We start from the raw sequence: 234 nt of genomic DNA on the forward strand, positions 1-234 counted from the left end.
TCCACTACGTGTCCACAATTTGCGGGCAACCCCAGCACATCTCAACATTGTCATCGCCGCGCTAGCCGTGGCCCACCTGATGGAGACCCGCAGTGGTCAATCCATCAAACGCCTGGTGAGAACACTCAAGAAATACCGCAGCTTTCAACTCGTCATTGGCGGCGAAACCATCCACGCCGCCGTACCACTCCCGCCCGATATCACCGCCACCATCCAAGCAATCACCGGCCGCGA

General features: G+C 58.5%; 1 pseudogene. It reads left to right on the top strand.

Going from position 1 to position 234, the window contains the following annotated elements:
* A pseudogene (locus HMPREF2526_RS13395) lies at positions 1-234 on the top strand (transposase); the annotation flags it as partial.

The sequence above is a fragment of the Corynebacterium sp. HMSC070E08 genome, assembly GCF_001808895.1.
GTDB lineage: Bacteria > Actinomycetota > Actinomycetes > Mycobacteriales > Mycobacteriaceae > Corynebacterium > Corynebacterium hiratae.